The sequence below is a fragment of the Pseudomonas sp. B3G-3 genome, from assembly GCF_028640915.1.
Classification (GTDB): Bacteria; Pseudomonadota; Gammaproteobacteria; order Pseudomonadales; family Pseudomonadaceae; genus Aquipseudomonas; species Aquipseudomonas chlororaphis_I.
The window spans coordinates 93,446-118,281 of sequence record NZ_JAQZAB010000064.1 but is presented as its reverse complement, the minus strand read 5'-3'; the positions used below and the strand labels follow the sequence as shown (position 1 = coordinate 118,281).

Below are 24,836 nucleotides of genomic sequence, written 5' to 3'. Positions count from 1 at the left end.
TATTAAGGCAAGGGACTAGACCATGCATTTCACCATTCAACGCGAAGCCCTGTTGAAACCCCTGCAACTGGTCGCCGGCGTCGTCGAACGTCGTCAGACCTTGCCGGTACTTTCCAACGTGCTGTTGGTTGTCGAAGGCCAGCAACTGTCGCTGACCGGTACCGACCTGGAAGTCGAGCTGGTCGGTCGCGTGCAGTTGGAAGAGCCGGCGGAGCCAGGCGAAATCACTGTCCCGGCGCGTAAGCTGATGGACATCTGCAAGAGCCTGCCGAACGACGCCCTGATCGACATCAAGGTCGACGAGCAGAAGCTGGTGGTCAAGGCTGGCCGTAGCCGCTTTACCCTGTCCACCTTGCCGGCCAACGACTTCCCGACTGTGGAAGAAGGCCCGGGCTCGCTGACCTGCCAGCTGGAGCAGAGCAAGCTGCGTCGCCTGATCGAACGCACCAGCTTCGCCATGGCCCAGCAGGACGTGCGCTACTACCTCAACGGCATGCTGCTGGAAGTCTCCGCCGGCATCATCCGTGCCGTGGCCACCGACGGTCACCGCCTGGCCATGTGCTCGATGCAGGCCGATATCGGTCAGCCGGATCGTCACCAGGTGATCGTGCCGCGCAAAGGCATCCTGGAACTGGCCCGTCTGCTCACCGAGCCGGATGGCAACGTCAGCATCGTGCTGGGCCAGCACCACATCCGCGCTACCACCGGCGAGTTCACCTTCACTTCCAAGCTGGTCGACGGCAAGTTCCCGGACTACGAGCGTGTGCTGCCGAAGGGCGGTGACAAGCTGGTACTGGGCGACCGTCAGGCGCTGCGCGAAGCCTTCAGCCGTACCGCGATCCTGTCCAACGAGAAGTACCGCGGTATCCGTCTGCAACTGGCCAACGGTCAGCTGAAAATCCAGGCGAACAACCCGGAGCAGGAAGAGGCGGAAGAAGAAGTAGGCGTGGAATACAACGGCGGTTCGCTGGAGATCGGCTTCAACGTGAGCTATCTGCTCGACGTGCTGGGCGTGATGACCACTGAACAGGTACGCCTGATCCTGTCCGATTCCAACAGCAGTGCGCTGGTGCAGGAATCCGACAACGACGACTCGGCCTACGTTGTCATGCCGATGCGCCTGTAATCATGCTCAGCAGAAGCTAGATGTCCCTCAGTCGCGTCTCGGTCACCGCGGTGCGCAATCTGCACCCGGTGACCTTCTCCCCCTCCCCTCGCATCAACATCCTCTACGGCGCCAACGGCAGTGGCAAAACCAGCGTGCTGGAAGCCATCCACTTGCTGGGGCTTGCTCGCTCGTTTCGCAGCGCCCGTTTATTGCCGGTGATCCAGTACGAGCAACTCGCTTGCACGGTGTTCGGCCAGGTCGAGCTGGCGGAAGGCGGACATAGCAGCCTGGGGATATCTCGCGACCGCCAGGGTGAGTTCCAGATCCGCATCGACGGGCAGAACGCCCGCAGTGCCGCGCAGCTGGCGGAGATCCTGCCCCTGCAGTTGATCAACCCGGACAGTTTCCGCTTGCTGGAAGGCGCACCCAAAATCAGGCGCCAGTTCCTCGATTGGGGCGTGTTCCACGTGGAACCCCGCTTCATGTCAACCTGGCAGCGCTTGCAGAAGGCCCTGCGGCAGCGGAACTCATGGCTGCGGCATGGTACACTTGACGCCGCTTCGCAAGCAGCCTGGGATAGGGAACTGTGTCAGGCCAGCGCTGAAATTGATGAATACCGCCGCGCTTATATCAAAGCCTTGAAACCAGTCTTTGAGCGGACCTTGAGCGAGCTGGTAGAGCTCGAGGGCTTAACGCTTAGCTATTACCGTGGTTGGGATAAAGAGCGAGAGCTCAGTGCAGTGCTCGCGACATCCCTCCATCGTGATCAGCAAATGGGTCATACCCAGGCCGGCCCCCAACGTGCTGATTTGCGTCTCAGATTGGGCGCACACAACGCTGCGGACATCTTGTCCCGCGGTCAGCAGAAGTTGGTGGTCTGTGCCTTGCGGATCGCCCAGGGGCACCTGGTCAGCCAGGCCCGGCGCGGTCAGTGTATTTATCTGGTGGATGACTTGCCGTCCGAGCTGGACGAGCAGCATCGCCGCGCACTTTGTCGCTTGTTGGAAGACTTACGCTGCCAGGTGTTCATCACCTGTGTAGACCACGAATTATTGAGGGAAGGCTGGCAGACGGAAACGCCAGTTGCCCTGTTCCACGTGGAACAGGGCCGTATCACCCAGACCCACGACCATCGGGAGTGAAGGCATGAGCGAAGAAAACACGTACGACTCGAGCAGCATTAAAGTGCTGAAAGGTTTGGATGCCGTACGCAAACGTCCCGGTATGTACATTGGTGACACCGACGATGGCAGCGGTCTGCACCATATGGTGTTCGAGGTGGTCGATAACTCGATCGACGAAGCTCTGGCCGGCCATTGCGACGACATCAGCATCATCATCCACCCGGACGAATCCATTACCGTGCGTGACAACGGTCGCGGCATCCCGGTAGACGTGCATAAAGAAGAAGGCGTTTCCGCGGCCGAGGTCATCATGACCGTGCTGCACGCTGGTGGTAAGTTCGACGACAACTCCTACAAAGTATCCGGCGGTCTGCACGGCGTGGGTGTGTCGGTAGTGAACGCCCTGTCCGAAGAACTGGTCCTGACCGTTCGCCGCAGCGGCAAGATCTGGGAACAGACCTACGTTCACGGTGTGCCTCAGGCGCCTATGGCGATCGTCGGTGACAGCGAAACCACCGGTACCCAGATTCACTTCAAGGCTTCCAGCGAGACCTTCAAGAACATCCATTTCAGCTGGGACATCCTGGCCAAGCGGATTCGTGAACTGTCCTTCCTCAACTCCGGTGTCGGTATCGTTCTGAAGGACGAACGCAGCGGCAAGGAAGAACTGTTCAAGTACGAAGGCGGCCTGCGTGCGTTCGTTGAATACCTGAACACCAACAAGACCGCGGTCAACCAGGTGTTCCACTTCAATGTGCAGCGTGAAGATGGCATCGGCGTGGAAATCGCCCTGCAGTGGAACGACAGCTTCAACGAAAACCTGCAGTGCTTCACCAACAACATTCCGCAGCGCGATGGCGGCACCCACTTGGTGGGCTTCCGTTCGGCACTGACGCGTAACCTGAACAACTACATCGAACAGGAAGGTCTGGCGAAGAAGCACAAGGTCGCCACCACCGGTGACGATGCCCGCGAAGGCCTGACCGCAATCATTTCGGTCAAGGTGCCGGATCCGAAGTTCAGCTCCCAGACCAAAGACAAGCTGGTGTCTTCCGAAGTGAAGACCGCGGTCGAACAGGAAATGGGCAAGTACTTCTCCGACTTCCTGCTGGAAAACCCGAACGAAGCCAAGCTGGTGGTCGGCAAGATGCTCGACGCCGCCCGTGCCCGTGAAGCGGCGCGTAAGGCTCGTGAGATGACCCGCCGTAAAGGCGCGCTGGATATCGCCGGCCTGCCGGGCAAACTGGCGGACTGCCAGGAAAAAGACCCTGCCCTTTCCGAACTCTACCTGGTGGAAGGTGACTCTGCTGGCGGCTCCGCCAAGCAGGGACGCAACCGTAAGACCCAGGCGATTCTGCCGCTCAAGGGCAAGATCCTTAACGTCGAGAAAGCGCGCTTCGACAAGATGATTTCCTCGCAAGAGGTCGGCACCTTGATCACTGCACTCGGTTGCGGCATCGGCCGCGAAGAGTACAACATCGATAAGCTGCGTTATCACAACATCATCATCATGACCGACGCCGACGTCGACGGTTCGCACATCCGCACCCTGCTGCTGACCTTCTTCTTCCGTCAGCTGCCGGAGCTGATCGAGCGTGGCTACATCTACATCGCTCAACCGCCGCTGTACAAGGTCAAGAAAGGCAAGCAAGAGCAATACATCAAAGACGACGACGCCATGGAAGAGTACATGACGCAGTCGGCCCTGGAAGATGCGAGCCTGCACCTGAACGAAGAAGCACCGGGCATTTCCGGCGAGGCGCTGGAGCGCCTGGTGAACGACTTCCGCATGGTCATGAAAACCCTCAAGCGTCTGTCGCGCCTGTACCCTCAGGAACTGACCGAGCACTTCATCTACCTGCCGGCCGTGAGCCTGGAGCAACTCTCCGATCACGCGGCCATGCAGGATTGGCTGGCCCAATATGAAGTCCGCCTGCGCACCGTCGAGAAGTCCGGCCTGGTCTACAAGGCCAGCCTGCGTGAAGACCGTGAACGTAATGTCTGGCTGCCAGAGGTCGAACTGATCTCCCACGGCCTGTCGAACTACGTCACCTTCAACCGCGACTTCTTCGGTAGCAATGACTACAAGACCGTCGTTACCCTCGGCGCTCAACTGAGCTCCCTGCTGGACGAAGGCGCTTATATTCAGCGTGGCGAACGCAAGAAGGCGGTGACCGAGTTCAAGGAAGCCCTGGACTGGCTGATGACCGAAAGCACCAAGCGCCACACCATCCAGCGATACAAAGGTCTGGGCGAGATGAACCCGGATCAGCTGTGGGAAACCACCATGGACCCAAGCGTACGCCGTATGCTCAAGGTCACGATTGAAGATGCCATCGGCGCCGACCAGATCTTCAACACCCTGATGGGTGATGCGGTCGAGCCTCGTCGCGACTTCATCGAAAGCAACGCCCTGGCGGTATCCAACTTGGACTTCTGATCCGGGTTGCATCGCCGAAATAAAAAAGGCCAACGCTCAGCGTTGGCCTTTTTTATTGCCCGGCTAAAAGGGGCGTTCTACTCCGCCGCCGAAACACTTTCCAGGCGATAGCCATAACCATAGATGGTCAGCAGCTGCCAGCCACGATCCGCGGTCAGCCCCAGCTTGTTGCGCAGGCGGTAGATGTGGGTGTCCAGGGGGCGGGAGGAGACGATTTCCTCATGGGTCCAGAAACGCTCATAAAGGTATTCCCGGGATAGCGGCCGACCCAGGTTGGCGAACAGGCAGCGGGCCAGGCGGTATTCGCGTTCGGTGAGGCTGATCGGGTTGCCGGCGCGGGTCACGGTCAGCTCGGCGTCGTCGAAGGCCAGGTCGTTGAAGGTCTGTACCTCGACGGCCGCCGAGCGCTGCAAGCCGTGGCGACGCAGGACAGCGGTCACCCGTGCCTTGAGTTCGTTGGGGCGGAAAGGTTTGCTCACATAGTCGTCGGCCCCGGTATTCAGGGCCTGGACGATATCGCTCTCGGCATCGCGGCTGGTGAGCATGATGGCCGCCGGTGGCGCCTCCATGTGCTCGCGGGTCCAGCGCAGCAACGAGAGTCCGCTGAGGTCCGGCAACTGCCAGTCAAGAATCAGCAGGTCGAAGGTTTCGCGCCGCAGCTGCCGCAGCAGGTCCTCGCCACGCTCGAAGCTGTGCAGCGTCCATGGTTGTTCCCCGGGGCCGGGGATCTGTCGCAGTGTCTGTTCCACCCGCGCCAGTTCGGCGGGCTCGTCATCCAGTATTGCGACACGCATGCGGGGCAGTTCCTTTTATCGCGAGAGAATGCTGATGGCTTTATTTGAGGCCTTTCCTGGCGCTGAGTTTAGGCTGATCAGACGAATCTGAACAATTGTGGCGAATTGCTCTGGTTCACACCTTTGCTCGGTACGCTGATGTCATATAGCCGGTAGCCGACAGGAGCACTGTCCATCCGGCCTGCATTCGTTGCAGAACGATACCGGCTCGAACGTGCAAGGAAAAGAACTATGGGGAACATCCTGGGGAAGGGGCGGTTGCTCTACGCAGGCATTGCGCAGGCAGCGGACCTGGCTCGATTTACCACTCTGATGCTCGCGGCTTGCCTGAGCCTGGGGTCGACCGCGGAGCAGCCTGCGCTGCCGTCTTCGGACTATGCCTTGCCGGTGCAGCGTTATTTCAGCCCGTCCGTAACCACTATCGGGTTCAGCGACTCCCAGGGCTTCGCCCCGATCAGCGCGCCACAGACACAGACGGCGCAGCCTATGGTCTATCAGGAGCAGCAGCGTTGGGTGTTCTAGATCAGACAATTCTGAACAAATATTGCAAACCGGCCCGGCCTCCACGGCATGCCGGTAAATTCGTAGTCGCTGAGTGGCACACAGGGGCAATCGGAAGTGCTCCGACACAGGGAGTGTCAACCGCCGGATTGGCGGACGTCAGGCCGGGGCTTGTCTTCGGTTTGCAGTACAGGGGAATACAGGGAGTGCCTCCTCAGGACGTAATGCTCCGACACAGGGATGTGTCATCCCTCCTCTCCCGCGCGGCCCCACGGCGCCGCCAGCCAACAAACAATTCCTCATTTTTTATCTGTGAAGGCCTCTGATGAAGACATTCGGCGCTGAGTTTTTCGGTACGTTCTGGTTGGTCCTGGGCGGGTGCGGGAGCGCCGTGCTGGCGGCCGGCGTTCCGCAATTCGGGATCGGTTATCTGGGGGTAGCCCTGGCCTTTGGCCTGAGCGTCCTGACTATGGCTTACGCATTGGGTCCGATTTCCGGGGCTCACCTCAACCCCGCGGTCTCGGTTGGCCTGTGGTTGAGCGGGCGTTTTCCGGGTAGCCGACTGCTGCCTTATATCGTCGCCCAGGTGCTCGGTGGACTCGCCGCAGGTGGCGTACTGTTCCTGATCGCCTCCGGCAAGGTCGGGTTCGACGCTTCGGCGGGCTTCGCAGCCAACGGTTACGGTGAACACTCCCCTGGCGGCTACTCGATGTTCGCTGCGCTGTTGACCGAAGTCGTGCTCACCGCGATGTTCCTCCTGATCATCCTGGGCGCCACCGCCAAGCGCGCGCCAGCCGGTTTTGCCCCGATTGCCATTGGCCTGACGCTGACCCTGATCCACCTGATCAGCATTCCGGTCACCAATACCTCGGTCAACCCTGCTCGCAGCACCGCGGTCGCCTTCTTCGCCGGCGAGTGGGCAGTGTCCCAGCTGTGGCTGTTCTGGGTAGCACCGCTGTTGGGCGCAGGGCTGGGAGCCCTGGCCTATCGGTTGATCTCCATCGAGCGGGACTGACCTGGGCGGGTCGGATGCGCTGATTCGCATCCGGCCGGCATGGAGCCAAACAGCGCAGCCGCTCTTTAGCGGTTGTGCTGTTTGTCCCGTAATGGAATGACCCTGGCCGGCCTTGGTTCAAGAGGTATGGTCAGAACGCTAACAATGCAGTTCTAATGGCACGGACTTCAGAAGAGCGCGACTACGGACCCATGAACCCATGACCTCCTTGCACATCCGCCACCGGGCCATGCTCGTTTCATTTCTGCTCGGCAGCACACTGGCCTTTTCCATGCCGCAGGCTGCCGTCGCCGCGCCCAAGCGCCCTCCCTATATCGATGAAAACCAGCAATGCCGTGGCCAGCCGCTGCCGGCGACGGTCGAGCATCTCACGGGCGAAGCCTGGAAGCTGGATGCCAAGGGCAACCAGGTACCCCTGGAAGAAGGCATGAGCGTCGATGAACTCGAAGGGGTAAAGACCTCGCCTTCGGCATTCGTCAGCCTGTCCCTGGGCGATGGCTCGCTGGTGGTGCTGCCCTCCAGTTCCCAGATCACCCTGCACCTGAACGAAGAACATGCGATCCCCCAGGTCGCGCTCGAACAGGGGCAGATCGAGTCCTATGTCATCAAGCGCCCGAGCGATTACGACCGTTTCCAGATCGTCACGCCGATCGGCGTGCTGGGTGTACGCGGTACGCACTTCCGGGTGCGTAACGACGATCAGCAGTCGCTGGTGGAAGTGCTCAACGGCCAGGTAGCGGTCAACCGCGAAGACGACGAAGCGCCGAAACAGACCAAGGGCAAGAAACGCCCTGTGGATAAACCGGTCGGGCCGGTTCCCGGTGAAGTGCAGGTCATGGCTCGCCAAGGTTTGCGTATCCAGAAAGAAGGCCCGTTGAAGCCAGTCGATCTGTTACCTGCGCCGCAGCTGATGGGCCAGGCGGGCCAGACGGGCGATCTGCCGGTCTGGCAGCTGATCATGAAGCCCTTGCCGGGCGCCAAGCGTTACCGGGCCCAGGTGGCGACCGACAAAAGCTTCCTCAATATCAAGCAGGAACAGTTCTCCAGCACGCCGGAAGTCAACTTCAGCGGCCTGGAAGCCTTTTTTTATCATGTCCGCCTTTCTGCTTTCGATGAGCACGGACTCGAAGGAGAGACGGGGGTCTATGACATCTTCTATTACCCCAGGACCACGCGTGTTCAGTAAGTGCGCGGCGGTTTGTCGGTGAGGCGCTGGCGCCGACCCGAGGGCCGGGAGCCGACGCAAGCCCAGCGACTGTTTGGCGGTCTGGTGCGGGAATGGGCATGGGTCAGCCTGATCCTGCTGCCCTTGACCGCCCTGTTGTCGCTGAGCCACGGACTGGCGCTGAATAACCTGCTGTATGACAACCTGCGACGGCTCAGCCCGTTGCCGGTCGATTCACGCCTGCTGATGATCACCATCGACGACTACAGCCTGCAGCAGCTGGGCCAGTGGCCCTGGCCGCGCACCCTGCATGCCGACCTGCTGGATCGGCTGACGGCGGCCAAGGTCCAGGGTGTGCTGTTCGACGTGATCTTCAGCGAACCCGACAGCGTTCCCGAGAACGATCAGCGCCTGGCCCAGGCGATCTGCCGCGAAGGCCAGGTATTCCTGCCCCTGCTGCGCGAGAGCGTGGCCCGCTACGGCCAACCGCTGGGTGAGATCGAGCCGGTGGCGCCGTTGAGCCAGTGCGCCAAGGCGGTCGGCCATATCAACGCCGAGGCCGATACCGACGGCACGGTCCGCAGCGTCTATCTGCGCGAAGGCCCACCGCAGGCGCCGAAGGCACAATTGGCCTGGCTGCTTTATCAACAGGCGCACCCGGCAGGCACTGCCCTGTCGATGCCTGGCTCGGACACCGCGCAGATCACCCAGGGCTGGCTGCGCAGCAACGAAATACGCATCCCCTTCATCAGCACCCAGGCCGGGTTCCCCAGTGTTCCCTATGTCAGCGTATTGCGCGGTGAAGTCCCACCGGAGTTGTTGCGTGACAAGCTGATCCTGATCGGCACCACCGCTCCCGGCCTGGGCGACCGTTACGTCACCCCGCAGTCGGCCAGCGTCGGCACCACCCCAGGCATCGAGATCCAGGCCAACCTGCTCAATGGCTTGTTGCAGCAGCGCACCATCGTTGCCCTGGGGCAATGGCCGGCCGCGGCGCTGTCGGTGCTGCTGGTGGCGGCCCTGCTGGGATTGCTGCTGGTACGGCCGCGGCATGCGTTGTGGTTGACCCTGGCCTGCATGGCGGCGGCCCTACTCGGTTCGGCCGGGCTGCTGCGCCTGGGACTGTGGTGGCCGCCGGTGGCCAGTCTGCTGGGGATGCTGCTGGCTTACCTGATCTGGAACTGGCGTCGCCTGAGCGTGATCCTGGCCTACTTTGGCTGGGAGCTGGCGCGCCTGGACAGCGAACCCAAGGTACTGCCCGAACGCCGGCGCACCCAGACCCCCGCCGGGGATGTGCTGCAGGGGCAGATCGTGGCCCTGGAGCAGGCCTTGAGCCGCACCCGCGACACCCGCCGGTTCATTGCCGACGGCCTGGAATACCTGCCGGTGGCCACCCTGATCAGCGATCCGGACGGCCGCGTGTTGCTGGCTAACCGCAACGCCCGTGAAGTGTTTGGCAACGCGCTGATCGGCGAGGACCTGGTCCACCAGTTGGCCGGCCTGGGTTATCCCGGTTTGCAGGACGGGCAACGCCCTGCCCTGTCGCAACTGCAGCCATTGGAATTTCGGGATATCGAACAGCGCAGCCTGCGCGTGGACCTGGCGCCCTTGCTGCCGATCGACAGCGATACGCCGATCGGCTGGCTGCTGAGCCTCACCGACCTGAGCCTCGAGCGGGATGCCGAGCAGCAGCGGGCCACCCTGTTGCGCTTCCTGTCCCATGACCTGCGCGCGCCCCATTCGGCGATCCTGGCCTTGCTCGATGTGCAGCGGCACCAGGGCTCGGGCGATACACGGATCTACAGCCAGATCGAACTGCAGGTGCGTCGCGCCCTGGGGCTCACCGAAGCCTTTGTGCAACTGGCGAAGGCCGAGTCCGAGGCCTATCAGTTCCAGCCGAGCATGTTCGCCATGCTGGTGCTGGATGCATTCGACCAGGCCATGACCATCGCCCAGCTGAAAAACATCCAGCTGGTGCATGACCTCGACGACGATGCCGAAGGCATGGTGCTGGCCGATCAATCCCTGCTGACCCGGGCCTTGTTCAATCTGCTGGAAAACGCCATTAAGTACAGCCCGTCGGGCTCGACCGTCCGGGTGCAAGTCGCTTGCACAGAAGGCTGGCTGACCTGCGATATCACCGACCAGGGCAAAGGCATTGCGGCCGATGAGCTGCCGCAGCTGTTCGTGCAGTACCAGCGCTTCGCCTCGGCCCAGGGCAGCGAAGGCCTGGGGCTGGGGTTGTCGATGGTCAAGGCGGTGGTCGACCGGCATGAAGGGCGGATTGTCTGCCGTAGCGTGGTCGGCCAGGGGACAACCTTCAGCCTGCAATTACCCCTGCTCACGGACTGAATATCGACAGGCGAAAAAAACCGGCTCAAGGGCCGGTTTTTTTCGTATCCAGAAAACTTATGCACGTTTTCCGGAGTTTTATGGGTTTATGAAATATGTATATAAATCATATGCTTACGAATTTTATATAGCGATTATCCATAAAACGGTACACAGGTTATCCACAGAAACTCAGATGGCCATCTTGTCCGGCGCCGCGGCTACCGGAGGCAGCGAACCCATGTCCCGCTGCGCCTGCTCATTCCAGGCCGCGACCCGGTCGTTGAGCTCGGCGATGGCCCGTGGTCCGGAGCCTTCGGCGTACATCGGCGCACCAATCACCACGGTGATGGTGCCGGGGTGCCTGACCCAGCCGGTCTTCGGCCAGTATTTGCCGGCGTTGTGCGCGATCGGCAGCACCGGCAAGTCGGCGTTGACCGCCAGGGCGCTGCCGCTGCGGGAGAACTTGCCCATCTGGCCGTAAGGCACCCGGGTGCCTTCCGGGAAGATCAGTACCCAGACATTGTCCTTGAGCAGCTCGTCGCCCTTGCTGGCGACCTGCTTGAGCGCGGCCTTGGGGTTGTCGCGGTCGATGGCGATCGGACGCAGCATGGCCATGGCCCAGCCGAAGAACGGCACGTACAGCAGTTCACGCTTGAGCACCTGGCTCAGCGGTTCGAAATAGGCCGAGAGAAAGAACGTCTCCCAGGTGCTCTGGTGGTTCGAGACAATCACGCATGGACGCTCGGGGACGTTTTCCGCGCCCTTCACTTCCACGTTGATCTTGAGAAACACCTTGGCCAGCCACAACGCGCAGCGGCACCAATAGACGTTGATAAAGCGATAGCGCGCCTTGAACGGCAGGAAGGGCGCGATAAAAAAGCTCAGGGAGCACCACAGCAACGAACTGGTGCCCAGCAGCAGGTAAAAGAAGAAGGTTCTGATTGCCTGCAGGATCGACATAGCGGCGTTTACCGTTGCGGGCATTGCCCGCCTCTAAAAAAGCGCACTCCCGAACAGTCCTTGGCCAGGATGTCAGAAGAACTCTCTAATTGTGGATAAGTTCAGCGGCAACTGCCGCCAGGTCGTCAAAAATCAAGGTGCCTACCGGTAGGGTTTTCCCCAGGGTCTTTTCGCCTTTCCCGGTCTTTACCAAAACTGGCTGAGAGTCGACGGCTTTTGCGGCTTCCAGGTCACCGAGACTGTCGCCCACAAACCATAGACCAGCCAGATCCACTTCGTAGTGCCGGGCAATGGTCTGCAACATGCCGGGCTTGGGTTTGCGGCAGGCGCAACCTTCGTCCGGGCCATGGGGGCAGTACACGATGAGGCCGAGTTCGCCGCCCTGCTCGGCCACCAGGGCGCGCAGGCGCTCGTGCATGGCGTCGAGGGTGGCGACATCGTAGTAACCGCGAGCGATGCCCGACTGGTTGGTAGCGACCGCTACCGTCCAGCCGGCCTTGCTCAACTGCGCGATGGCTTCGACCGAGCCGGGGAGCGGAATCCACTCCTCCACCGATTTGATGTAAGCGTCGGAGTCGTAATTGATCACTCCGTCCCGATCGAGAATCAGCAGTTTCACGTACGCCTTACCCCAGCAACGAGATGTCGGCGACACCGAGGAACAGACCCCGCAGACGTGCCAGCAGCGCGTAGCGGTTGGCCCGCACGTTGGCGTCTTCGGCGTTGACCATCACCTTCTCGAAGAAGGCGTCGACCGGCTCGCGCAGGGCGGCCAGGCGGGCCAGGGTCTCGCTGTACTGACGCGCCGCGGCCATTGGCTGCACGGCCTGGTCCGCTTGCTGGATCGCCGAGTACAGGGAGAACTCGTTGGCGTTGTCGAAGTACTTGGCTTCCACGGTGGTCGGCACGCTGCCTTCGACCTTGCTCAGCAGGTTCGAAACGCGCTTGTTCACCGCGGCCAACGCAGCGGCTTCCGGCAGCTTGCGGAAGGCCTGCACGGCCTGCACGCGCTGGTCGAAGTCCAGGGCCGAACCCGGCTTCAGGGCACGGACCGACAGGTAGGTGGCGACATCCACGCCTTCGTCTTCGTAACGGGCACGCAGACGGTCGAAGATGAACTCCAGGACCTGATCGGCCAGGCCGGCGCTCTTGACCTTGCTGCCGAACGCGCTGACGGCGAACGCCACGGCTTCGGTCAGGTCCAGGTCGAGCTTCTTGTCGATCAGGATGCGCAGCACGCCCAGCGCGGCACGACGCAGCGCGTACGGGTCCTTGCTGCCGGTTGGCAGCATGCCGATGCCGAAGATGCCGACCAGGGTGTCGAGCTTGTCGGCGATGGCCACGGCGGCACCGGTGACGGTGCTTGGCAGCTCGGCGCCGGCGCCACGCGGCATGTACTGCTCGTTCAGCGCCAGGGCGACGTCTTCCGGCTCGCCGTCATTGAGGGCGTAGTAGTAACCGGCGATGCCTTGCATTTCCGGGAACTCGCCGACCATTTCGGTGGCCAGGTCGCACTTCGACAGCAGGCCCGCGCGCGCGGCGCGCTGGGCGTCGCCGCCGATGCGCGGGGCGATGAACGCGGCCAGTTTCGAGACGCGCTCGGCCTTGTCGTAGACACTGCCCAGCTTCTCCTGGAACACCACGTTCTGCAGGCGCTGGTTGAAGTCTTCGAGCTTCTGTTTCTTATCCTGCTTGAAGAAGAACTCGGCGTCGGTCAGGCGTGGGCGAACGACTTTCTCGTTGCCCTCGATGATCTGGCGCGGGTCCTTGCTTTCGATGTTGGCCACGGTGATGAAGCGCGGCAGCAGCTTGCCGTCGACGTCCAGCAGGCAGAAGTACTTCTGGTTGTCCTGCATGGTGGTGATCAGGGCTTCCTGCGGCACTTCGAGGAAACGTTCCTCGAACGAGCACACCAGCGGCACCGGCCATTCCACCAGGGCGGTCACTTCGTCCAGCAGATCGGCTGGAACGATGGCAGTACCTTCCTGCAGGCGCGCCAGTTCTTCGGTGCGCTTGCTGATCAGCTCGCGACGCTCGTTGGCGTCGGCCAGCACATAGGCGGCACGCAGGTCGTCCAGATAGTTGGCCGGCGAGGTGATGCGCACGCTTTGCGGGTGATGGAAGCGGTGACCGCGGGAGTCGCGACCGGCTTTCTGGGCGAGGATGGTGCAGTCGATGACCTGGTCACCGAGCAGCATCACCAGCCATTGGGTCGGACGCACGAACTCTTCCTTGCGCGCAGCCCAACGCATGCGTTTTGGAATCGGCAGGTCGTTCAGCGAGTCTTCGACGATGGTCGGCAGCAGGCTGGCGGTCGGCTTGCCCTTGATGCTCTGGCTGTAGCGCAGCTTCGGCCCGCTCTGGTCGATTTCGCTCAGGTCCACGCCACATTTCTTGGCGAAGCCCAGGGCTGCCTGGGTCGGGTTGCCTTCGGCGTCGAAGGCGGCCTGACGCGGCGGGCCGTCGAGGTTGATGCTGCGATCCGGCTGCTGGGTGGCCAGGCCGCTGATCAGCACCGCCAGGCGGCGTGGTGCGGCGTAGACGTGCTTGGTCTCGAAGTTCAGGCCGGCGGCCTGCAGGCCTTTTTCGATACCGCCCAGGAAGGCTTCGGCCAGGGTGTTCAGGGCTTTGGGTGGCAGTTCTTCAGTGCCCAGTTCAACCAGAAAATCTTGCGCACTCATTGTGCCGCCTCCAACTTAGCCAACACTTCATCACGCAGGTCCGGGGTTGCCATCGGGAAGCCCAGCTTGGCGCGGGCCAGCAGGTAGGCTTGCGCAACGGAACGCGCCAGGGTGCGCACACGCAGGATGTACTGCTGACGCGCGGTCACGGAGATCGCGCGACGGGCATCCAGCAGGTTGAAGGTGTGCGAGGCCTTGAGGACCATTTCATAGCTCGGCAGCGGCAGCGGCTGATCCAGCTCGATCAGGCGCTTGGCTTCGCTTTCGTAGAAATCGAACAGTTCGAACAGCTTCTCGACGTTGGCGTGTTCGAAGTTGTAGGTCGACTGCTCCACTTCGTTCTGGTGGAACACGTCGCCGTAGGTCACCTTGCCGAACGGGCCGTCGGCCCAGACCAGGTCATAGACCGAATCCACGCCCTGCAGGTACATGGCCAGGCGTTCCAGGCCGTAGGTGATCTCGCCGGTCACCGGGTAGCACTCGATGCCACCGGCTTGCTGGAAGTAGGTGAACTGGGTCACTTCCATGCCGTTGAGCCAGACTTCCCAGCCCAGGCCCCAGGCGCCGAGGGTCGGCGATTCCCAGTTGTCTTCGACGAAACGGATGTCGTGCACCAGCGGGTCGAGGCCGACGTGCTTGAGCGAGCCCAGGTACAGCTCCTGGAAGTTTTCCGGGTTCGGCTTCAAGACCACCTGGAACTGGTAGTAGTGCTGCAGACGGTTCGGGTTTTCGCCGTAGCGGCCGTCAGTCGGGCGACGACTGGGCTGCACATAAGCGGCGTTCCAGGTTTCCGGGCCGATGGCGCGCAGGAACGTGGCGGTATGGAAAGTGCCGGCGCCTACTTCCATATCGTAGGGCTGAAGTACCACACAACCTTGCTCGGCCCAGTATTGCTGGAGGGCGAGGATCAAGTCTTGGAAGGTACGCACGGCTGGCGTAGGCTGGCTCACGAAATTCACCTGTTACTTGGGCTGCGATTTAAAGAGCGGGAGTATACCCGATTCAGTTGTGCGCACGCCCACTGGAGCCTTATGCCACGCTGCTTTTGGTGCAACGAAGATCCCCTGTACATGGCGTATCACGATCAGGAGTGGGGCGTGCCGCTACGCGATGCGCAGCGTTTGTTCGAGTTGTTATTGCTCGAAGGGTTCCAGGCCGGCCTGTCCTGGATCACCGTCCTGAAGAAGCGCGAGCGTTATCGCCAGGTGCTGTTCGGCTTCGATGTGCAGCGCGTGGCGCAGATGAGCGATGCACAAATCGACGAGTTGATGCTCGATCCCGGGATCATCCGCAACCGCCTGAAACTCGCTGCCGCCCGGCGCAATGCCCAGGCCTGGATGGCGCTGGAGGACCCGGTGGCATTCCTCTGGTCGTTCGTCGGCGGGGTGCCCAGGGTCAATCATTTCAAGGACCGCAGCGAGGTTCCGGCGGTGACTCCAGAGGCCGAGGCGATGAGCAAGGGTCTGAAAAAGGCCGGCTTCACCTTTGTCGGGCCGACCATCTGTTATGCGCTGATGCAGGCTTCGGGCATGGTGATGGATCACACCCGCGACTGCGATCGCTACGCCATCCTGGCAAACGGGCGGTTAGAATAACCGGCTTGCGACAAGGTTCATGACCCGGATATCAGGAGTCACCTGTGGATAAGTTTAAAGGCGCCCTGCTGGTGGGCGCTCTGCGATTGTTTGCCCTGCTGCCCTGGCGCGCGGTGCAGGCGGTCGGTTCGGCCATCGGCTGGATCATGTGGAAGACCCCCAACCGTTCCCGCGATGTGGTGCGGATCAACCTGGCCAAGTGCTTTCCGCAGATGGACGCCGCCGAGCGCGAGCGTTTAGTGGGACAGAGCCTGAAAGACATCGGCAAGTCCCTGACCGAAAGCGCCTGCGCCTGGATCTGGCCGGCCGAGCGCTCGATCGCCCTGGTGCGTGAAGTCGAGGGCCTCGAGGTGCTGCAAGAGGCGCTGGCGTCGGGCAAGGGTGTGGTCGGCATCACCAGCCACCTGGGCAACTGGGAAGTGCTCAACCACTTCTATTGCAGCCAGTGCAAACCGATCATTTTCTACCGCCCGCCGAAGCTCAAGGCGGTGGACGACCTGCTGCAGAAACAGCGGGTGCAACTGGGCAACCGCGTGGCGCCGTCCACCAAGGAAGGCATCCTCAGCGTCATCAAGGAAGTGCGCAAAGGTGGTGCGGTGGGCATTCCCGCCGACCCGGAACCGGCCGAATCCGCCGGGATCTTCGTGCCCTTCTTCGCCACCAAGGCGCTGACCAGCAAGTTCGTGCCGAACATGCTGGCCGGCGGCAAGGCGGTCGGGGTGTTCCTGCATGCGCTGCGCCTGCCCGACGGTTCCGGCTACAAGGTAATCCTCGAAGCCGCGCCGGATGCGATGTACAGCACCGATACCGAAACCTCCTGCGCGGCGATGAGCCAGGTAGTCGAGCGCTATGTGCGGGCTTATCCGAGCCAGTACATGTGGAGCATGAAGCGTTTCAAGAAACGTCCGGCCGGCGAAGAACGCTGGTACTGACCGCCTGGCACGATCTGTGGATAACCTTTCGCCCAAGGTTATCCACAAAGGTTGAAGCAGAGCACAGCATATGCCCGATTCGCGCAAATCCCTGAGGATCAAGATCCAGCACGAAAGCTTCGGCGAATGCCTGGGCCAGACGCGCAACCTGTCTGCCAGCGGGGTCTACGTCAAGCACCCGGCGTTGGCGGCGCTGCCCAAGGGCGCGGTGGTCTACGGCCAGGTGCAAGGCCTGCCGATGAGCGCCCCACGGGTAAAGATGGAAGTGGTGCTGGTGGACGCCGAGGGCATCGGCCTGCGTTATCTCTGAAGCGTTCGGACATCGCCTGTAGCCGCTGACGAACTTGCGAGGCTGCGTACGAGGACGCAGTCCTCGCTAAACCTGCGCAGCAGGAGTGTCTGGCAGATCGCGGCGCCTGGTTTTACGACCGCTTCGCGGTCGATCGCAGCCTCGCTCACTCGGCAGCGGCTACAGTCAGCCTTTGGTCTGGCGCTCGAGCTTCTTGAGAAACACCGTCATTTCCTTTTCCGCCTGCTTGTCGCCATGCCCGCGGGCTGCCTCCAGGCCCTGCTCCCAGGCCTGGCGCGCCGCCGGATAATCCTCCAGCCCCTGGTAGGCCTTGCCCAGCAGCTTCCACGCCGCCGAATACTTGGGGTCGAAACCGACGCAGCGTTGCAGGTGCTCGGCGGCCTTGGCGTATTCGTGCAGATCCAGATAACCCTTGCCCAGGCCGAAGCGCAGCAGCGAGTTATCCATACCCTTGGCGAGCATTTTTTCCAGGGATTCGAGCATGGGAGGGCTCCTTCGACGGTTAGGTGGCGTATTCGAGACAGCTATCGCGAGCAAGCTCGCTCCTACAGGGATGTACGCCTTCCATTGTAGGAGCGAGCTTGCTCGCGATTGACCGGTCCTGACAGCGCAGGTCCCGGATCAGAAGAAGCTCAACCCCACGTGGAACAGCTTCTCCACATCGCGGATATGTTTTTTATCCACAAGGAACAGAATCACATGGTCGCCGGCCTCGATCACCGTGTCGTCATGGGCGATCAGCACTTCCTCGTCGCGGATGATCGCGCCGATGGTGGTGCCTGGCGGCAGCGTAATGTCCTCGATGGCGCGGCCGATCACCTTGCTCGATTTGGCATCGCCATGGGCAATCGCCTCGATGGCTTCCGCCGCGCCACGGCGTAGCGAGTGCACGCTGACAATATCGCCACGGCGCACGTGGGCCAGCAGGGTGCCGATGGTGGCCAACTGCGGGCTGATGGCGATATCGATATCGCCGCCCTGGATCAGGTCGACATAGGCTGGGTTGTTGATGATGGTCATCACCTTCTTCGCTCCCAGGCGCTTGGCCAGGAGCGAGGACATGATGTTGGCTTCGTCGTCGTTGGTCAGGGCCAGGAAGATATCGGCGTCGGCGATGTTCTCTTCCATCAGCAGGTCGCGGTCCGAGGCGCTGCCTTGCAGGACCACGGTGCTGTCGAGGTTGTCCGAGAGGTAGCGGCAACGCGCCGGGTTCATCTCGATGATCTTCACCTGGTAACGGCTTTCGATGGCTTCGGCCAGGCGTTCGCCGATCTGCCCGCCGCCGGCGATGACGATGCGCTTGTAGGATTCGTCGAGGCGGCGCATCTCGCTCATCACCGCGCGGATGTTGGCCTTGGCGGCGATGAAGAACACTTCGTCGTCGGCCTCAATCACCGTATCGCCCTGGGGCAGGATCGGCCGGTCACGGCGGAAGATCGCCGCGACGCGGGTGTCGACGTTGGGCATGTGCTCGCGCAGCTGGCGCAGTTGCTGCCCCACCAACGGCCCGCCGTAATAGGCCCTGACCGCCACCAGCTGGGCCTTGCCTTCGGCGAAGTCGATCACCTGCAGGGCGCCGGGGTGTTCGATCAGGCGCTTGATGTAGTTGGTCACCACCTGTTCCGGGCTGATCAGCACGTCGACCGGAATCGCCTCGTTATCGAACAGGCCGGCGCGAGTCAGGTAGGCCGCCTCGCGGACCCGGGCGATCTTGGTCGGGGTGTGGAACAGGGTATGGGCGACCTGGCAGGCGACCATGTTGGTTTCGTCGCTGTTGGTCACCGCGACCAGCATGTCGGCATCGTCGGCGCCGGCCTGGCGCAGCACCGTCGGGAACGAACCGCGGCCCTGTACGGTGCGGATGTCCAGGCGGTCGCCGAGATCGCGCAGGCGTTCGCCATCGGTGTCGACCACTGTAATGTCGTTGGCTTCGCTGGCCAGATGCTCTGCCAGCGTGCCGCCCACCTGCCCTGCTCCGAGGATGATGATCTTCATCCAGTCACTCCCTTAGAACCTTTCTTAACCGCGCGCGGCGGCAATCTTGATCAGCTTGGCGTAGTAGAACCCGTCATGGCCGCCCTCTTGCGCCAGCAACTGGCGACCGTGGGGCTGCTTCAGGCCGGCCGGAGGCTGGCCCAGTTGCCCGCCGATGTCCAGTTCGCGAGCGCCCGGGGTCCGGGCCAGGAACGCCTCGATCACCTCGGTGTTTTCGGTCGGCAAGGTCGAGCAGGTGGCGTACAGCAGGATGCCGCCGACTTCCAGGGTCGACCACATGGTGTCCAGCAGTTCGCCTTGCAAGGTGGCCAGGGCGGCGATGTCGTCGGCCTGACGGGTGAGCTTGATATCCGGGTGGCGACGGATCACCCCGGTGGCCGAACACGGCGCGTCCAGCAGGATGCGCTGGAACGGCTTGCCGTCCCACCAGGCAGCGGTGTCGCGGCCGTCGGCGGCGATCAGCTCGGCGTTCAGCCCCAGGCGGTCGAGGTTCTCCTGGACACGCACCAGGCGCTTGGCTTCCAGGTCCACCGCGACCACGCCGGCCAGCGCGGGCTCGACTTCGAGGATGTGGCAGGTCTTGCCGCCAGGCGCGCAGCAGGCGTCCAGCACCCGTTGTCCCGGCGCCAGCTCCAGCAGCTCGGCGGCCAGTTGCGCGGCCTCGTCCTGCACGCTGATCCAGCCTTCGGCGAAGCCCGGCAGGCTGCGCACGTCGGCGGCTTCATCGAGGACGATGCCGTCCTGGCTGTAGACGCAAGGCTTGGCGGCGACACCGGCTTCGCTCAGCAGCTGGAGGTAGGCCGTGCGGGATTTATGGCGACGGTTGACCCGCAGGATCATCGGCGGGTGGGCGTTGTTGGCGGCGCAGATGGCTTCCCACTGCTCGGGCCAGAACGCCTTGAGGGATTTTTGCAGCCAGCGCGGATGGGCGGTACGCACCACCGGGTCGCGCTCCAGCTCGGCGAACAGCGCTTCGCTCTCGCGTTGTGCACGGCGCAGCACCGCGTTGATCAGCGCCTTGGCCCAGGGCTTTTTCAGCTTGTCGGCGCAGCCCACGGTTTCGCCGATGGCGGCGTGCGCCGGGACGCGGGTGTAGAGCAATTGATAAAGGCCCACCAGCAGCAGCGCCTCGACGTCGGCATCGGCTGCCTTGAACGGCTTCTGCAACAGCTTGGCCGCCAGCGCCGCCAGCCGTGGCTGCCAGCGCGCGGTGCCGAACGCCAGGTCCTGGGTGAAGCCGCGATCGCGCACTTCGACCTTGTCCAGCAGGGTTGGCAGCGAGCTGTTGAGCGAGGCTTTGCCATTGAGGACCGAGGTCAGGGCCTTGGCGGCGGCCAGACGCGGGTTCATTGAGCATCCACCGCTTGTCCGAGCACGGTGCCGGTGGCGAATTTCTCGCGCCGGCTGTTGAACAGGTCGCTGAAGTTCAGCGCCTTGCCGCCGGGCAATTGCAGGCGGGTCAGGCACAGCGCCTGCTCGCCGCAGGCGACGAGCAGGCCGTCCTTGCTGGCGCCGAGGATGGTTCCCGGGGCGCCCTTGCCTTCGGCGAGACTGGCGGCCAGCACTTTCAGGGCTTCGCCATTGAGCGTGCTGTGGCAGATCGGCCAGGGGTTGAAGGCCCGTACCAGGCGCTCCAGCTCCAGCGCCGGGCGGCTCCAGTCGATCCGTGCTTCGTCCTTGTTCAGCTTGTGGGCGTAGGTGGCCAGGCTGTCGTCCTGCACTTCGCCTTGCAGGGTTCCGGCAGCGAGGCCGGCGATGGCCTGCACCACGGCCGGCGGGCCCATTTCGGCGAGTCGGTCATGCAGGCTGCCGCCGGTGTCGGTGGCGCTGATCGGGGTGCGGACCTTGAGCAGCATCGGCCCGGTGTCCAGGCCGGCTTCCATGCGCATCACGGTCACGCCGCTCTCGGCGTCGCCGGCTTCCACGGCGCGCTGGATCGGCGCCGCCCCGCGCCAGCGTGGCAGCAGCGAGGCGTGGCTGTTGATGCAGCCCAGGCGCGGAATATCCAGCACCGCCTGCGGCAGGATCAGGCCGTAGGCGACCACCACCATCAGGTCCGGCGCGAGGGCCGCTAGTTCGGCCTGGGCCTCCGCGTTGCGCAGGGTTGGCGGCTGCAGCACGGGGATATCGTGCTCCAGCGCCAGTTGCTTGACCGGGCTCGGCATCAGCTTTTGCCCGCGTCCGGCCGGCCGGTCCGGCTGGGTGTAGACCGCGACGATCTCGTAGGGGCTGTCGAGCAGGGCCTTGAGGTGTTCGGCGGCAAATTCCGGGGTACCGGCAAAGACGATGCGCAGTGGCTCAGTCATGGGAATTCTCGCTAATAAATACGCAGAAAAGAAAAAGGCTTGCCGCTGCAAGCCTTTGGAAGAAGGGGATCAAGCCTGCTGACGATGCTGCTTTTCCAGCTTCTTCTTGATCCGGTCGCGTTTGAGCGTGGACAGGTAATCGACGAACAATTTGCCGTTGAGGTGGTCGCATTCGTGCTGGATGCACACCGCGAGCAGGCCTTCGGCGATCAGTTCGTAAGGCTGGCCGTCACGGTCCAGGGCCTTGATTTTCACGCGTTGCGGACGATCGACGTTCTCGTAGAAGCCCGGTACCGACAGGCAGCCTTCCTGATACTGGCCCATTTCGTCGGTGAGCGGTTCGAACTCTGGGTTGATGAACACCCGTGGCTCGCTGCGGTCTTCGGACAGGTCCATGACCACGATGCGCTTGTGCACGTTGACCTGGGTAGCGGCCAGGCCGATGCCGGGCGCCTCATACATTGTTTCAAACATGTCGTCGACCAACTGACGCACTTCGTCGTCCACTACGGCCACTGGTTTGGCGATAGTGCGCAGGCGCGAGTCGGGGAATTCGAGGATGTTTAAAATGGCCATAAGCGTAATTGCTACACGTGTGAAGTAAGTTCGGAGTCGGAGGCCTTGCGGGTTCTGGAAGGGCAACCGTTGTAAAACGTGCTCGATCAGGAGCAGGGAGCGCACAGGCGCTGGCGTTTCACGCGAGTACACATAATAAAGGGATTCACCGCATGAGGAAATCACTACTCGCCTTGCTGCTCGTGGGCTGGGCCGGTTTCGGCCAGGCGCAGGTGCCGCTCCGGGAGGGTTACCCACAGCGCTACACCGTGGTGGCGGGCGATACCTTGTGGAGCATCGCCAACCGCTTTCTGCGCGATCCCTGGCAATGGCCGGCGCTCTGGCAGGCCAATTCCAGCCTCGCCGACCCCGATCTGATCTACCCCGGCGACTCCCTGGCGCTGGTACAGGTCAATGGCGAACCACGCCTGACCCTGGAGCGCGGCGCTTCCCGGGGTACGGTCAAACTGTCGCCTCAGGTGCGCCGCACGCCGCTGGCCGAGGCGATCCCGACCATTCCACTGCAGGCCATCGACAGCTTTCTGCTGAGCAACCGCATCCTCGACCGGGCCGAGACCTTCGACAGTGCGCCCTACATAGTCGCCGGCGATGCCGAACGGGTGCTCAGCGGCACCGGCGACCGGATCTTCGCGCGCGGCCGCTTCGACCCGGAACAATCGGCCTACGGCATCTTCCGCCAGGGCAAGACCTACACCGACCCGCAGAGCGGCGAAGTGCTGGGGATCAACGCCGACGAGATCGGCGGCGGCGAGGTGGTCGCGGTCGAGGGCGATATCGCCACCCTGCAATTGCAGCGCACCACCCAGGAAGTGCGCCTGGGCGACCGTTTGTTCAGCGGCGAGCCGCGGGTCATCAACTCGACCTTTGTCCCCAGCCCGCCGAGCCGGGCGGTCGAGGGCCTGATCATCGACGTGCCACGGGGCGTCACCCAGATCGGCGCGCTGGACGTGGTGACGCTGAACAAGGGGCGGCGCGATGGCCTGGCTGAAGGCAATGTGCTGGCGGTGCTGAAGACCGGTGAAACCGTGCGCGATCGGGTGGCCGGCGGCCAGGTGAAGATGCCGGATGAGCGGGCCGGTCTGCTGATGGTTTTCCGCACCTACGACAAACTCAGCTACGGCCTGGTGCTCAATGCTTCCCGCTCCCTGGCGATCATGGACAAGGTGCGTAACCCGTAAACCCTCAACAAGTTACCAACAGAGTTATCCACAGCTTATTCCTGCTTCAGCCGGGCTTATAACGATCAAGGATGATCCTATGTCACTGCCTGCCCAGGCTCCGGTTTCCCCCGCGGAACTGGAAGCCCGTCTACGTTTGCACCGCTTGCCGGACCTTGGCCCGAAGCGTTTTCAGCTGTTGCTCGAAGCCTTCGGTTCGGCCTCCAAGGCCATCAGCGCGCCGGCCAGTGCCTGGCGTGCGTTGGGCCTGCCGGCGAGTGCGGCCGAGGCCCGGCGCAACGCCGAGGTGCGTGATGGCGCCAGCCGTGCATTGGCCTGGCTGGAGCGTCCGGGCCAGCATTTACTGATGTGGGACCAGCCTGACTACCCGCCGTTGTTGAATGAAATTGCCGATGCGCCGCCGCTGCTGTTTGTCGCCGGCGATCCGCGGATCCTGGAAAAACCGCAGTTGGCGGTGGTTGGCAGTCGTCGCGCTTCGAGGCCTGGAATGGACACCGCCGCGGCCTTTTCCCGCAGCCTGGCCGCGGCCGGTTTTGTCATCACCAGCGGCCTGGCGCTGGGGATCGATGGCGCGGCGCACCAGGCCGCCCTGGAGGTCGGCGGGCAGACCGTCGGCGTGCTCGGCACCGGCCTGGAAAAATTTTATCCACAGCGCAATCGGCGCCTTGCCGATGCCATGATCGCCCAGGGTAGCGCGCTGGTTTCCGAGTTCCCGCTGGAGACCGGACCCCACGCCAGCCACTTTCCCCGGCGCAACCGGATCATCAGTGGCCTGTCCCTTGGCGTGCTGGTGGTGGAGGCCAGCGTCGCCAGCGGTTCGCTGATCACCGCCCGGCTCGCCGCCGAGCAAGGCCGCGAGGTGTATGCGATACCCGGGTCGATCCATCACCCCGGGGCCCGGGGCTGTCATCAGCTGATTCGTGATGGCGCGGTGCTGGTGGAAACCATCGAACATATCCTCGAAGCCCTGCGTGGCTGGCAACGACTGCCGTTATCCCCAGCCCCGCCACCAGTCGCGCCCGCTCACCCGTTGCTGGCGCTGTTGCATGCTGCGCCGCAGACCAGCGAGGGCCTGGTGCAGGCCAGTGGCTGGAGCCTGTCCAGGGTGCTGGCGGCGCTTACGGAGCTGGAGCTGGAGGGCCATGCGGTATGTGAAGCAGGCTGCTGGTATGCCCGGGCAAAAGGCTAGGCTTTATAAGCAGGATCGGTAAACTGCGCACAGCCTTAATCCGGAGAGTCAGCAATGGTCAGCAGTTGGCGTGTGCAACAAGCCGCACGAGAAATTCGCGCAGGGGCGGTGATTGCCTACCCAACCGAAGCAGTCTGGGGGTTGGGGTGCGACCCGTGGAACGAAGAGGCGGTGGACCGGTTGCTGGCCATCAAGTCGCGCTCCGTGGACAAGGGCCTGATCCTGATCGCCGACAACATCCGCCAGTTCGATTTCCTCTTCGAGGACTTCCCCCAGGAATGGCTCGATCGCATGGCCAGCACCTGGCCGGGGCCGAACACCTGGCTGGTGCCCCATCAGAATCTGTTGCCGGAATGGGTCACTGGGGTCCACGACACCGTGGCCTTGCGGGTCAGCGATCATCCACTGGTGCGCGAGTTATGTGCGCTGGTGGGGCCGCTGATTTCCACCTCGGCCAATCCCCAGGGGCGCCCGGCCGCCCGCACGCGGATTCGCGTCGAGCAGTATTTCCGCGGGCAGCTGGACATGGTCCTGGGCGGCAGCCTGGGCGGGCGCAAGAACCCGAGCCTGATCCGCGACCTGGTGACCGGCAAGATCGTGCGTCCGGCCTGACACCGCGTCATCGTTTATCGC

The 24,836-nt window shown here is 62.8% G+C and carries 23 protein-coding genes; 13 read left to right on the top strand and 10 right to left on the bottom strand.

Annotated features, from left to right (window positions below):
• Positions 1–22 precede the first annotated feature (22 nt).
• Genes dnaN through gyrB form a run of 3 tightly spaced genes read left to right on the top strand, consistent with a single transcriptional unit; the run spans position 23 to position 4,672 of the window.
• Positions 23–1,126 (top strand): DNA polymerase III subunit beta, encoded by a 1,104-nt coding sequence (gene dnaN, locus PVZ80_RS04465; protein WP_009046209.1) that lies wholly within the window; start codon positions 23–25, stop codon positions 1,124–1,126.
• A gap of 20 nt (positions 1,127–1,146) precedes the next feature.
• Positions 1,147–2,250: a DNA replication/repair protein RecF gene (gene recF, locus PVZ80_RS04460; protein ID WP_273863463.1), complete on the top strand. Its 1,104-nt coding sequence runs from the start codon at positions 1,147–1,149 to the stop codon at positions 2,248–2,250.
• A gap of 4 nt (positions 2,251–2,254) precedes the next feature.
• On the top strand, positions 2,255–4,672 hold the full coding sequence (gene gyrB, locus PVZ80_RS04455; RefSeq protein WP_007924471.1) for a DNA topoisomerase (ATP-hydrolyzing) subunit B: 2,418 nt from the start codon (positions 2,255–2,257) through the stop codon (positions 4,670–4,672).
• Positions 4,673–4,749: 77 nt separating this feature from the next.
• On the opposite strand, the gene PVZ80_RS04450 is transcribed toward gyrB, so the two are convergent.
• The gene (locus PVZ80_RS04450) at positions 4,750–5,466 is read right to left on the bottom strand and encodes a response regulator transcription factor (protein WP_009041468.1); all 717 of its coding nucleotides are present in this window, start codon (positions 5,464–5,466) and stop codon (positions 4,750–4,752) included.
• Positions 5,467–5,697: 231 nt separating this feature from the next.
• Between PVZ80_RS04450 and PVZ80_RS04445 the strand changes: the two genes are divergently transcribed.
• From PVZ80_RS04445 to PVZ80_RS04430, 4 genes are all read left to right on the top strand, one after another.
• Positions 5,698–5,988: a hypothetical protein gene (locus PVZ80_RS04445; protein WP_016703945.1), complete on the top strand. Its 291-nt coding sequence runs from the start codon at positions 5,698–5,700 to the stop codon at positions 5,986–5,988.
• A gap of 304 nt (positions 5,989–6,292) precedes the next feature.
• Complete coding sequence (gene aqpZ, locus PVZ80_RS04440) at positions 6,293–6,982, top strand: aquaporin Z (RefSeq protein WP_007921032.1); 690 nt, start codon at positions 6,293–6,295, stop codon at positions 6,980–6,982.
• Between the two features lie 199 nt (positions 6,983–7,181).
• Positions 7,182–8,168, top strand: coding sequence for a FecR family protein (locus PVZ80_RS04435; protein WP_028683592.1), 987 nt, complete (start codon positions 7,182–7,184; stop codon positions 8,166–8,168).
• Between the two features lie 12 nt (positions 8,169–8,180).
• Positions 8,181–10,499, top strand: a complete 2,319-nt coding sequence (locus tag PVZ80_RS04430; RefSeq protein WP_273863462.1) for a CHASE2 domain-containing protein — start codon at positions 8,181–8,183, stop codon at positions 10,497–10,499.
• Between the two features lie 171 nt (positions 10,500–10,670).
• Here PVZ80_RS04430 and PVZ80_RS04425 read toward each other — a convergent pair whose 3' ends face one another.
• The 4 genes from PVZ80_RS04425 to glyQ form a co-directional block, all read right to left on the bottom strand.
• Positions 10,671–11,441 (bottom strand): lysophospholipid acyltransferase family protein, encoded by a 771-nt coding sequence (locus tag PVZ80_RS04425; RefSeq protein WP_037006036.1) that lies wholly within the window; start codon positions 11,439–11,441, stop codon positions 10,671–10,673.
• Positions 11,442–11,526: 85 nt separating this feature from the next.
• A complete protein-coding gene (gmhB, locus tag PVZ80_RS04420) occupies positions 11,527–12,060 on the bottom strand; it encodes a D-glycero-beta-D-manno-heptose 1,7-bisphosphate 7-phosphatase (RefSeq protein WP_016703942.1) in 534 nt (177 codons plus the stop codon).
• Between the two features lie 7 nt (positions 12,061–12,067).
• Complete coding sequence (gene glyS / locus PVZ80_RS04415) at positions 12,068–14,122, bottom strand: glycine--tRNA ligase subunit beta (protein ID WP_007921024.1); 2,055 nt, start codon at positions 14,120–14,122, stop codon at positions 12,068–12,070.
• Positions 14,119–15,072 (bottom strand): glycine--tRNA ligase subunit alpha, encoded by a 954-nt coding sequence (gene glyQ, locus PVZ80_RS04410; RefSeq protein WP_003177094.1) that lies wholly within the window; start codon positions 15,070–15,072, stop codon positions 14,119–14,121. The genes glyS and glyQ overlap by 4 nt, the downstream gene beginning before the upstream one ends.
• Before the next feature lie 81 nt (positions 15,073–15,153).
• Here glyQ and PVZ80_RS04405 point away from each other — a divergent pair, with 81 nt between their 5' ends.
• The 3 genes from PVZ80_RS04405 to PVZ80_RS04395 all read left to right on the top strand — a co-directional run bounded on the left by PVZ80_RS04405 (position 15,154) and on the right by PVZ80_RS04395 (position 16,959).
• Positions 15,154–15,717, top strand: a complete 564-nt coding sequence (locus PVZ80_RS04405) for a DNA-3-methyladenine glycosylase I (protein WP_009046221.1) — start codon at positions 15,154–15,156, stop codon at positions 15,715–15,717.
• Positions 15,718–15,761: 44 nt separating this feature from the next.
• Positions 15,762–16,649 carry a lysophospholipid acyltransferase gene (locus tag PVZ80_RS04400; RefSeq protein WP_023967681.1) on the top strand — a complete coding sequence of 296 codons (888 nt, stop codon included), beginning with the start codon at positions 15,762–15,764 and terminating at the stop codon, positions 16,647–16,649.
• A gap of 70 nt (positions 16,650–16,719) precedes the next feature.
• The gene (locus PVZ80_RS04395; RefSeq protein ID WP_016703940.1) at positions 16,720–16,959 is read left to right on the top strand and encodes a pilus protein PilZ; all 240 of its coding nucleotides are present in this window, start codon (positions 16,720–16,722) and stop codon (positions 16,957–16,959) included.
• A gap of 165 nt (positions 16,960–17,124) precedes the next feature.
• Here PVZ80_RS04395 and PVZ80_RS04390 read toward each other — a convergent pair whose 3' ends face one another.
• The 5 genes from PVZ80_RS04390 to def form a co-directional block, all read right to left on the bottom strand.
• Entirely contained in the window at positions 17,125–17,442 is a 318-nt protein-coding gene (locus tag PVZ80_RS04390; protein ID WP_009046223.1) for a tetratricopeptide repeat protein, read from the bottom strand.
• A gap of 138 nt (positions 17,443–17,580) precedes the next feature.
• Complete coding sequence (trkA, locus tag PVZ80_RS04385; RefSeq protein ID WP_009046224.1) at positions 17,581–18,954, bottom strand: Trk system potassium transporter TrkA; 1,374 nt, start codon at positions 18,952–18,954, stop codon at positions 17,581–17,583.
• 24 nt (positions 18,955–18,978) lie between these two features.
• Positions 18,979–20,304 carry a 16S rRNA (cytosine(967)-C(5))-methyltransferase RsmB gene (rsmB, locus tag PVZ80_RS04380; protein WP_016703939.1) on the bottom strand — a complete coding sequence of 442 codons (1,326 nt, stop codon included), beginning with the start codon at positions 20,302–20,304 and terminating at the stop codon, positions 18,979–18,981.
• Positions 20,301–21,260, bottom strand: a complete 960-nt coding sequence (gene fmt / locus PVZ80_RS04375; RefSeq protein WP_016703938.1) for a methionyl-tRNA formyltransferase — start codon at positions 21,258–21,260, stop codon at positions 20,301–20,303. Before fmt ends, rsmB begins: the two co-directional genes overlap by 4 nt.
• 69 nt (positions 21,261–21,329) lie before the next feature.
• Positions 21,330–21,836: a peptide deformylase gene (def, locus tag PVZ80_RS04370; protein WP_009046227.1), complete on the bottom strand. Its 507-nt coding sequence runs from the start codon at positions 21,834–21,836 to the stop codon at positions 21,330–21,332.
• Between the two features lie 152 nt (positions 21,837–21,988).
• On the opposite strand from def, the gene PVZ80_RS04365 reads away from it, so the two are divergent.
• The 3 genes from PVZ80_RS04365 to PVZ80_RS04355 all read left to right on the top strand — a co-directional run bounded on the left by PVZ80_RS04365 (position 21,989) and on the right by PVZ80_RS04355 (position 24,815).
• Positions 21,989–23,014, top strand: a complete 1,026-nt coding sequence (locus PVZ80_RS04365; protein WP_009046228.1) for a LysM peptidoglycan-binding domain-containing protein — start codon at positions 21,989–21,991, stop codon at positions 23,012–23,014.
• A 79-nt stretch (positions 23,015–23,093) separates the two neighbouring features.
• The gene (gene dprA / locus PVZ80_RS04360; protein WP_041987901.1) at positions 23,094–24,203 is read left to right on the top strand and encodes a DNA-processing protein DprA; all 1,110 of its coding nucleotides are present in this window, start codon (positions 23,094–23,096) and stop codon (positions 24,201–24,203) included.
• 54 nt (positions 24,204–24,257) lie between these two features.
• Positions 24,258–24,815 (top strand): L-threonylcarbamoyladenylate synthase, encoded by a 558-nt coding sequence (locus PVZ80_RS04355; RefSeq protein ID WP_007926207.1) that lies wholly within the window; start codon positions 24,258–24,260, stop codon positions 24,813–24,815.
• Positions 24,816–24,836 lie beyond the last annotated feature (21 nt).

Coding starts and splice junctions, on each gene's coding strand:
- dnaN (WP_009046209.1), top strand. CDS start 23: ATGCATTTCACCATTCAACGCGAAGCCCTGTTGAAACCCCTGCAACTG.
- recF (WP_273863463.1), top strand. CDS start 1,147: ATGTCCCTCAGTCGCGTCTCGGTCACCGCGGTGCGCAATCTGCACCCG.
- gyrB (WP_007924471.1), top strand. CDS start 2,255: ATGAGCGAAGAAAACACGTACGACTCGAGCAGCATTAAAGTGCTGAAA.
- PVZ80_RS04450 (WP_009041468.1), bottom strand. CDS start 5,466: ATGCGTGTCGCAATACTGGATGACGAGCCCGCCGAACTGGCGCGGGTG.
- PVZ80_RS04445 (WP_016703945.1), top strand. CDS start 5,698: ATGGGGAACATCCTGGGGAAGGGGCGGTTGCTCTACGCAGGCATTGCG.
- aqpZ (WP_007921032.1), top strand. CDS start 6,293: ATGAAGACATTCGGCGCTGAGTTTTTCGGTACGTTCTGGTTGGTCCTG.
- PVZ80_RS04435 (WP_028683592.1), top strand. CDS start 7,182: ATGACCTCCTTGCACATCCGCCACCGGGCCATGCTCGTTTCATTTCTG.
- PVZ80_RS04425 (WP_037006036.1), bottom strand. CDS start 11,441: ATGTCGATCCTGCAGGCAATCAGAACCTTCTTCTTTTACCTGCTGCTG.
- glyS (WP_007921024.1), bottom strand. CDS start 14,122: ATGAGTGCGCAAGATTTTCTGGTTGAACTGGGCACTGAAGAACTGCCA.
- PVZ80_RS04405 (WP_009046221.1), top strand. CDS start 15,154: ATGCCACGCTGCTTTTGGTGCAACGAAGATCCCCTGTACATGGCGTAT.
- PVZ80_RS04395 (WP_016703940.1), top strand. CDS start 16,720: ATGCCCGATTCGCGCAAATCCCTGAGGATCAAGATCCAGCACGAAAGC.
- PVZ80_RS04390 (WP_009046223.1), bottom strand. CDS start 17,442: ATGCTCGAATCCCTGGAAAAAATGCTCGCCAAGGGTATGGATAACTCG.
- trkA (WP_009046224.1), bottom strand. CDS start 18,954: ATGAAGATCATCATCCTCGGAGCAGGGCAGGTGGGCGGCACGCTGGCA.
- rsmB (WP_016703939.1), bottom strand. CDS start 20,304: ATGAACCCGCGTCTGGCCGCCGCCAAGGCCCTGACCTCGGTCCTCAAT.
- fmt (WP_016703938.1), bottom strand. CDS start 21,260: ATGACTGAGCCACTGCGCATCGTCTTTGCCGGTACCCCGGAATTTGCC.
- def (WP_009046227.1), bottom strand. CDS start 21,836: ATGGCCATTTTAAACATCCTCGAATTCCCCGACTCGCGCCTGCGCACT.
- PVZ80_RS04365 (WP_009046228.1), top strand. CDS start 21,989: ATGAGGAAATCACTACTCGCCTTGCTGCTCGTGGGCTGGGCCGGTTTC.
- dprA (WP_041987901.1), top strand. CDS start 23,094: ATGTCACTGCCTGCCCAGGCTCCGGTTTCCCCCGCGGAACTGGAAGCC.
- PVZ80_RS04355 (WP_007926207.1), top strand. CDS start 24,258: ATGGTCAGCAGTTGGCGTGTGCAACAAGCCGCACGAGAAATTCGCGCA.